The 8094-nt window shown below is 47.1% G+C and carries 10 protein-coding genes and 1 pseudogene; 6 read left to right on the forward strand and 5 right to left on the reverse strand.

The features are described from left to right. Positions 1-90: 90 nt before the first annotated feature. The 3 genes from H6H02_RS26150 to H6H02_RS26160 all read left to right on the forward strand — a co-directional run bounded on the left by H6H02_RS26150 (position 91) and on the right by H6H02_RS26160 (position 1061). Positions 91-324, forward strand: coding sequence for a hypothetical protein (locus tag H6H02_RS26150; RefSeq protein WP_190823296.1), 234 nt, complete (start codon positions 91-93; stop codon positions 322-324). A 122-nt stretch (positions 325-446) separates the two neighbouring features. Then, positions 447-614, forward strand: a complete 168-nt coding sequence (locus H6H02_RS26155) for a hypothetical protein (protein WP_190823297.1) — start codon at positions 447-449, stop codon at positions 612-614. 24 nt (positions 615-638) lie between these two features. Next, on the forward strand, positions 639-1061 hold the full coding sequence (locus H6H02_RS26160) for a hypothetical protein (protein ID WP_199329609.1): 423 nt from the start codon (positions 639-641) through the stop codon (positions 1059-1061). A gap of 532 nt (positions 1062-1593) precedes the next feature. Here the strand turns inward: H6H02_RS26160 and ilvD are convergent. Both ilvD and H6H02_RS26170 read right to left on the reverse strand, forming a co-directional pair. Beyond that, a complete protein-coding gene (gene ilvD / locus H6H02_RS26165; RefSeq protein ID WP_190823299.1) occupies positions 1594-3438 on the reverse strand; it encodes a dihydroxy-acid dehydratase in 1845 nt (614 codons plus the stop codon). Between the two features lie 502 nt (positions 3439-3940). Beyond that, positions 3941-4936 carry a LysR family transcriptional regulator gene (locus H6H02_RS26170; RefSeq protein WP_199329611.1) on the reverse strand — a complete coding sequence of 332 codons (996 nt, stop codon included), beginning with the start codon at positions 4934-4936 and terminating at the stop codon, positions 3941-3943. A gap of 128 nt (positions 4937-5064) precedes the next feature. On the opposite strand from H6H02_RS26170, the gene H6H02_RS26175 reads away from it, so the two are divergent. Further along, positions 5065-5823 carry an iron-containing redox enzyme family protein gene (locus H6H02_RS26175; protein WP_190823301.1) on the forward strand — a complete coding sequence of 253 codons (759 nt, stop codon included), beginning with the start codon at positions 5065-5067 and terminating at the stop codon, positions 5821-5823. Positions 5824-6021: 198 nt separating this feature from the next. Here the strand turns inward: H6H02_RS26175 and H6H02_RS26180 are convergent, their stop codons facing one another. Both H6H02_RS26180 and H6H02_RS27430 read right to left on the reverse strand, forming a co-directional pair. Then, positions 6022-6402 carry a DUF6632 domain-containing protein gene (locus tag H6H02_RS26180; protein WP_190823303.1) on the reverse strand — a complete coding sequence of 127 codons (381 nt, stop codon included), beginning with the start codon at positions 6400-6402 and terminating at the stop codon, positions 6022-6024. Positions 6403-6689: 287 nt separating this feature from the next. Beyond that, positions 6690-6851: a hypothetical protein gene (locus tag H6H02_RS27430; protein WP_242040892.1), complete on the reverse strand. Its 162-nt coding sequence runs from the start codon at positions 6849-6851 to the stop codon at positions 6690-6692. 85 nt (positions 6852-6936) lie between these two features. Here H6H02_RS27430 and H6H02_RS26185 point away from each other — a divergent pair, with 85 nt between their 5' ends. Together H6H02_RS26185 and H6H02_RS26190 are read left to right on the forward strand one after the other, a co-directional pair. Next, a complete protein-coding gene (locus H6H02_RS26185; protein ID WP_242040893.1) occupies positions 6937-7467 on the forward strand; it encodes a hypothetical protein in 531 nt (176 codons plus the stop codon). Between the two features lie 120 nt (positions 7468-7587). Beyond that, positions 7588-7815, forward strand: a complete 228-nt coding sequence (locus H6H02_RS26190) for a hypothetical protein (protein ID WP_190823308.1) — start codon at positions 7588-7590, stop codon at positions 7813-7815. A 186-nt stretch (positions 7816-8001) separates the two neighbouring features. Here the strand turns inward: H6H02_RS26190 and H6H02_RS28025 are convergent. Further along, a pseudogene (locus H6H02_RS28025) lies at positions 8002-8094 on the reverse strand (IS982 family transposase); the annotation flags it as partial.

The raw sequence follows: 8094 nt of genomic DNA on the forward strand, positions 1-8094 counted from the left end.
CTTCGGACTCTTTCCCCAGATGTCGCCGACTCGGCAGGCGAAACTTTCCAGATTTTATTAATAAATTTTCAATTCGTTTGACTGTCCGTTGTGCTGTTGATTCGTGCCTGCCCCAATCTTGAGCAATATGAAAGTAAGTTCTGTACTCGCGCCAATACTGCTCTTGTTAACAAGATTTGGTCGGGAATTGGGATAGATGCATGGCTGCCACGGCTGCCCTCTTTCCCATCTCGTACTACTTTCGCCATCATCCAAAATGTTTCCGGTTTCACCCCGTACATTCTTTTAAAGTCAGATTTAGACAATGCAAGTGCTTTTTTGTAACGCATCAATTTAGGAACTATAACTATCAATTCATTAAACTTTGTTTAGCTGATTTTACTCAATTCCGCAAGAGGTCTAATGAACTAAAGCCAATAGTTGCCACTCATCGCGAGCAGGTATTGATGGCAACAGGAAGTGAGGAGCGCGATAAAGGTAGACTGCGGCAGTACCTAGAGCAGGTGCGTCGATACCTAGATGTTGATGTCGTGGATGTATTTTTTGCCGAATATGTCACGCCTCATGAGGATGTTGCTCAGATTTGGGCTGTACTCGATGAACTTTGGGATTAGAAGAAAAGAGGGCTGATTCGCTACGTGGGTGCAACCACCCATAATCGCGCGATCGCCTTAGACTTGATTAAGAGCCGTCGATGTGAGATACTCATGCACCGCTACAATATGGCGCATCGCAAGGCAGAAAAACAGGTTTTCCCAATGGCTCAACAGGCTGGAATTCCAGTCGTCGCGTTCACTTGCACTCGCTGGGGGCAACTTCTACGAGGACACCCAGATTGGCTTAGGGAGATTCCCACGGCGGCTGATTGTTACCGATATGCACTACACCAAAAAGTTGTACACTTGGCTCTAACTGCACCAGAAACTCAAGCCCAATTAGAAGAAAACTTGAGTGTTTTGCACGATCTTGAACTTACCTCGGAAGCACTGGTACAGTGGCAAAACTATGGGGCGTTGGTCTATGGGGATGGGCAAGACGCATTTGAGACCAAATGGCTTTGAGGTTCAGAGTGACTTTCCACCATTTTTGTCGCCTTTACATGGGGAAAATCGATGAAAACTCTATACGGAGATGGTTTCAATCGATTTCTTGTCGATTGCAATGATAGAACACTATCATTGCAACCGCTTACATGGGTACATATTTTTGAAGAGCAATAGCGCTATCCCCGATATAGCAAGACCTTCAATGCAAATTAGTACAATTATCTGGGGACTTCTGTTTAACCTCTTTTGTCACTTTGGAAAATTCAACGGATTTCCGTTGTTACAGCCCACAAAAAATCAAGGTTTTACCCAGTTTGACAAAAGAGGGTTAAAAAAACTGGAACCTTTTCCACGTAAGTGTTTGAAATGCTACTTTGCGGCTGGTGTCAGCTTCACTATTTCTGCGTCTACTACAGAAACGAAAATGTCGCCACTTAAACAGAGAAGGAGTAGACACTAGGAGGGTGGGAGACAAGGATAGGCTTTCCCACCTTACCATTGACCTGTTGCAAGCGACACAAAAACGGGGTTGTGCCTGCGTATTTTTCTACTCCAGCATTTCCAGGTTTCGTACCGCGCCTCGATCCGCGCTAGTCGCCAGCAGTGCATAAGCCTTGAGCGCCGCACTCACCCGCCGCTGCCTCTTCTGTGCAGGCTTCCAGGCATCTTTGCCCTTTGCTTCCATGTCAGCACGACGGTTGGCTAATTCCTCCGCCGATAGATCCACATTGATGCGGCGATAGGGGATGTCGATTAGGATGCGATCGCCGTCCTTGACCAGAGCAATATTACCGCCTGCTGCCGCCTCCGGAGATGCATGACCAATCGAGAGACCCGAAGTCCCACCTGAGAAGCGACCATCGGTCAATAATGCACAAACCTTGCCCAACCCCTTGGATTTAAGGTAACTGGTCGGATAGAGCATTTCCTGCATCCCAGGCCCACCGCGTGGTCCTTCATAACGAATGATCACAACATCGCCCGCTTCTACTTCATCGCGAAGAATTCCATTAACAGCAGCATCCTGACTTTCATAAATGCGCGCCTTACCTTCAAACACATGAATGCTTTCATCTACGCCTGCCGTCTTCACAATACAACCGCGTTCAGCCAGGTTGCCGTAGAGTACCGCAAGTCCGCCCTGGGTGCTATAGGCGTTTTCGAGGCTACGGATACAGCCATTTTCCCGATCCAGGTCGAGTGAAGGCCAGCGGGTCGATTGACTGAACGCTTGCTGAGTTGGAATTCCCGCAGGACCAGCTTTGAAGAAGGTATGAACCGCTTCGTCATCGGTACGAATCACATCCCAGAGATCAAGCGATTCTTTCAGAGTCTGAGTGTGAACCGTCGGGACATCCGTGTGGAGTAGTCCGGCACGATCTAGCTCACCAAGAATGCTGGGGATACCGCCAGCCCGGTGAACATCCTCGATATGATATTGGGGTGTGTTTGGTGCCACTTTGCACAGTTGAGGAACTCGGCGCGAGAGGCGGTCGATGTCAGCCAAGGTAAAATCGACATCAGCTTCATGGGCGGCAGCCAGCAAGTGCAAAATGGTGTTGGTGGAGCCGCCCATCGCGATGTCCAGCATCATGGCATTCTCGAATGCTTTGAAACTGGCGACGGAGCGTGGCAGTACTGATTCATCGTCCTGCTCGTAGTAGCGGCGGGTAATGCTGACAATAGTGCGCGCGGCGTTGAGGAACAGATCCTTCCGGTCGAAATGGGTTGCAAGAACGGTGCCATTGCCAGGTAAGGAAAGACCGATTGCCTCCGTGAGACAGTTCATAGAGTTGGCGGTAAACATACCGGAGCAAGAGCCACAGGTCGGGCAGGCGGAACGCTCATACTCTTCGACCACCTCATCGCTGATCCGGTCGTTCGCGGCAGCCACCATCGCGTCCACTAGGTCTAGTTTGTGCTCCGAGAGCTTGGTCTTGCCAGCTTCCATCGGTCCGCCGGAGACGAATACGGCGGGAATATTAAGACGCAGAGCTGCCATCAACATTCCCGGGGTGATTTTGTCACAGTTAGAAATGCAGACCAGGGCATCGGCACAATGGGCGTTGACCATGTACTCAACCGAATCGGCAATAATCTCGCGCGAGGGCAGACTGTAGAGCATCCCATCATGACCCATAGCGATGCCGTCATCCACGGCGATGGTGTTGAATTCTTTGGCGACACCACCAGCGGCTTCAATCTCACGGCACACCAGTTGTCCCAGATCCTTTAAGTGGACGTGACCGGGTACAAATTGAGTAAAGGAGTTAGCAACTGCAATGATTGGCTTCTCAAAATCCTCAGTGTGCATTCCGGTGGCGCGCCAGAGCGCGCGGGCACCGGCCATATTGCGTCCTTGAGTGGAGGTTTTGGAGCGATAGGTCGGCATGGCGTATCCTATTCGTCTAAGGGTTCTTAATAGTCTAGACTTTATGGTTACGTCGCAAAAACTTCTCAGTGACAAACGCTCTGTGTCAATCTTGTTGACTTAAGCGATCAGTCCAAGTGCTGCTGTCCCAAGAGAACCTTTATCCCTACGATATAGGGGAGATAAGAATTATATCAATTTAAAAGTTTAACGACATTGGTTTAATAACAGGAAAAATAATTTGTTATTCGACAGCAATTTGAGGGCTAGTGAGACTGATAACGGTAATATGACGGCTTACAAGACACCAGCATTACAGATTCCGAGCGCTTGGAAAAGGCACTTCAATCTGTCTCGTAAACAGCCGTTTGTGTAACCTGTTTTAATCATTATTTTGGGATATATAAATTTCAGTATGGTCAAAGCAGCAAAGCGAGGCGCTAGCCTATAATTACGCCTGACATTGCCATAAAGCAACTCTTGGTAAGAGCATTACTTCAAGCTTGCAGGATCGGTAACTCGTTCACCAAGAGTCTAGCAGGGACAGGTTCGTTACCTCCCAAATGATCTTGAGAAATTGACGTAAAACAATAGACGAATTTTCCTGTCGCCAAACAACAGCAATCTGCCGGTTTAGGGCTGCATTTTCGAGCGCTCGATAAACGACTCCCTCACGGTGTAACGTTTGAACATGGTTGGGTAAGATCGATATGCCAACCCCTGCGGCAACTAAGCTGAGCAGCGCGACAACTCCAGTTGCTGTAACAGTTTGATTGATTTTCGGTTCAAAACCCGCCTCCCGACAAAGAGTGACAACTTTTTCATAGAAAGGCAATACATCAAGGGAAGGTAAGATAATCGCCTCCTCTGCCAGTGCTTTTAGAGAAATTGTCATTTGGTTAGCAAGAGCATGGGTGATTGGCAGCGCAACAATAAAATATTCTTCAAGAATGGGTTGAAAGCTCAAAGTGGGATCGTTCTGCTCAAAGCTAGGAGAACGAGAAAATATCACGTCTAATTGATGGTTCTTGAGCATCTGTAGTTGAATATCCTGCACGATCGTGCATTCGTGCAATTCTAGCTCCACCATTGGAAATCGTTGCCGAAACTCTTGCACGATCTCCGGCAGGATTGTGTTGGCAATTGAATTGTTCATGCCGACGATCAAACGCCCTATTTCACCCTGACTGGCTTGTCTTGCACGAGAAACCGCTCGCTCGAGATGAATTAATGCTTGCTGCGCTTCTATCAGGAAAGCTTGACCCGCTTCAGTTAGCTCAAGCGGACGTTTGCTGCGATCGAAAAGTTTTACTGGCAATGTTTTTTGATTGATACTCAGCAATTCTTCAAGCGCCTGAATTCTCTGGCTGAGGGGAGGTTGCTTAATTCCTAAACGCTTTGCTGCCGCGCTGAAGTTGTTGTCAGCCTGCACCACTGCAATGAAGTAGCAAATCTGTCGAAGCTCAAATTGGCTAAGATGCTGGAACTCCATATCTATCCTTACTATATTCTCAAGCATATTTTGATATGCACTTACATGCTCATAGCATATAAAGACTGGCTGTTCGGAACATATAACGCATCCGGTTCAAGTCCTGTAACTTTAACTTCTGTGGCAAGACAAGGCCGACGCTGAAGGAGAATTTTATGAAGGTAAATTCAACGCTCGCCACTACATCCAGCCGTCTAAATCGGGAAAAATTACCGCCTGAAGTCGAAGCGCAAAAGCAGGCAATAACTGAAAGAACGGTCGCCTATTGTAACGAATCGCTTGATCGCAGCCGTTTTTTCAGCCTGCTTCAAGACGGAGAAATCACCCCGTCCATCATGCAATATGCCTTCCTCCAGTACCAACTTTGGCGGGATCGTCTGCATCAGTGGTTTGGATTATGCATCGTCAAAGCCGGAAGTTGCACTGACCCAGATCAGAAAGCAGCAATCATGTCCCTAGCCGATCACACATTCACAGACTTGCAGGATGGTCATAGTGAGATGTATTTAGAATTTCTCCACGATCTAGGACTTGGCGATCCTGAAATTAAGGCATCTCGTCGGAGCGCAGCTACAGTATCGTATGAGCGCTCATTCTTTGACGACTTTGGTTATGGAACAAATAACTTTTACGAAGCCCTTGCAACCCTGAGCGGACGAGAGCTATGCGTGGCAGTACGCAATGAAAGAATTCTCCAGTATTATTTCGATGCTCGCAGCATGAAGCATCCAACCTGGCTAGCATTGCACGCAGAATTAGAAGTTGAGCATTTTCATGATGCGATTCGTCCGGCAGTGACACGATACACAGGGAATTCAGCGAAGATTGCCGAGCTGATGAAGGCAGTCGAGCAGGGGATCAACCGACATGTGCAATATTTCGAGGAGATGCTGCATGAATACGAATCCCGGTAGTTCTACGAAAATCTTAAAAAGGTAATGATGAACTGTAGGTATTAACAAAGTATTAGGTTGCACCAATACGACTCTCCAATGATTTCGAGAATGCCAACATTATTCAATTGGGTATTGAATAATAGATTATTTGTCATCATTTTCCGACGAACTGCATTGCGTTCTGATGTCGGCTACATTTGATTGATTGTGTCGTGCTTATTCCTGCACTGACAGCAGATTGCGGGGCACTAGGGCACCAAGGACAATTGCCACCAAGATTAATGCTGGAACATCGCCTAAGAGATGTCCACGTTCCGCAGAATCAATTATTGCGTGTACTGCCATGATCAGGCCATGAACAACACTCGACCAGATAGTGAACCAGATTAAACTCAGATGCGCTTCAGGTTTTCGAGAAGCCCATAGTAAAAAGACACCGAGCGTAGCATAAATGCCAACGATCATCTGTTCGTATTCAGATTGACCTGGTTGCCATGACCAACCCGATGACCAGATTTTCATCAACGGATAGACAAGGAGAAAAGCAGTTCCAACAACAACAAGGGCGATTTGCAAGTACCGATGCCGCTTATCCATGACTCCAATCTCCGATTCTTTTTCAGGTAGTTTCTACTTCTATAAACTTGTCAGCGTTAGTCGGGGAGCTTATGCGGATTTTACAAAATTTTATACTTAGATAAGTGATGAGCTTGATGGGTGCGAGTTGTATGGCTGCTACGTAGCTTGAAGGTAATGCTGCTTATAAAAAACAACCGTTTGAGAGACTGGTAAAATTACGAGAATCATGCCTCACTTGTCAGTTGCGTGCAATCAGGGTAGGAATGAGCAGTGGAATCAACGTTTTTGCTTCACAAGCCAGTTAGTTACGGAAGCTCCTTTGCCAACTCCGTCTTCTTGATGATGCTTTTACTCCACATCATTGCCGGAGCGATCGCACCGATTTCGGCGATTGTGGCTTTCAGAGCGCGAAAAGGCAGCAGAGCGCATGTAAACTCTGGACGCTTTTTTGCGTGGTCGATGGTCACTGTAGCCCTCAGCGGTATCGTGCTCGACGGGGTTCGACTCTGCTTTTTCGTAAAAGAAAACCATACGAAATACGCAGGTTACACCATGCCCACCACCTATCCGGCACGCCTAGGCTTCCTGTTCGTAGGTCTTTGCATTCTCTACATTTTACGAGAGGTCACACCGCCGCGTGTATTCCGTCGGCAGTCCAGGGAGATGGATATCACGGTGGTGCCCAGTTTGCTCGTCGCAACTGGACTGTTGCTCACACTCATCATCACTTTGCGACTCAATCCGTGGACTGGTGCGTTGTGGATGATTTGGACTTTCATCCTCATTGTCATTGTCATGGCAAGAACTACCTCGTCCTTGGATAATCACCATACGACAGATGTGGCACGACATCGCTTTGGCATGAGCTGCTTAGCAGCATTCAGTTGGTGGGGTGCGCTTCAGGGATTTGGGCCAGCGATTGCCATTGCGATCGGGGGCGACGATCCATCTACCAGTGCCTACCTGGGCAACCAGCCTGGTTCGTTTTCCCCAGCATTTTTTCTATTCCTCATTAGCTGGGCACCGTTCTTTTTACTCGCAGCATATCTGATCCGCCGCTTCACCAAGCTGCGTCACACCTAACTCAATTACGGCAGTAGACGATCTAAAAGCGCTGCCATAATTGAGTTGGGCTTTATTTACAGCCGCTCTCGTTTAGTCGTTCGCCCGCTCTCATTTGGAGACATAAAAATTTAACATCTAATGTCTGAATATTTCCAAATCGAGCTGTATAAAAAAGTTTTAGATCAATCTTGTATTAGCTTAGAGATTTTTGATAAGTGGTGGACTTTTGAACGGGACTTCATAGATAAGACTTTCTCCAATGTTGAAAAACAAATTGAGCCGTCTGTAGTAATTTATTTTGTTAAAACAGGGAGGGGAAGAGTTGATTTATGGATTGACAAGATCCAGAAAAAAGCTCGCAACTAGGTCAGCATAGGATTGCAGGTAGGTAGGAATTACTTTTCCGACCTACCCGGCAATTGGGGATATATCTCTGACTGTCTTGGGGGTATGCAGAATTATTTTGTATATTTTTTAATGTCCGAGTGATTAATATTTGAGCAATACATATCTGAGTAACTGCCGATACCCTATTCACAACGTCAGTACGGGTTAAGCAGCAGGGGGTAAAACCCAGTCAAGATTGAGTGAAGGCTTCTTGGCCTGATGGCAATAAGCAATCAATCCACAGACAACATTGACCAG

The organism is Coleofasciculus sp. FACHB-1120, assembly GCF_014698845.1.
Taxonomy (GTDB): Bacteria; Cyanobacteriota; Cyanobacteriia; order Cyanobacteriales; family FACHB-T130; genus FACHB-T130.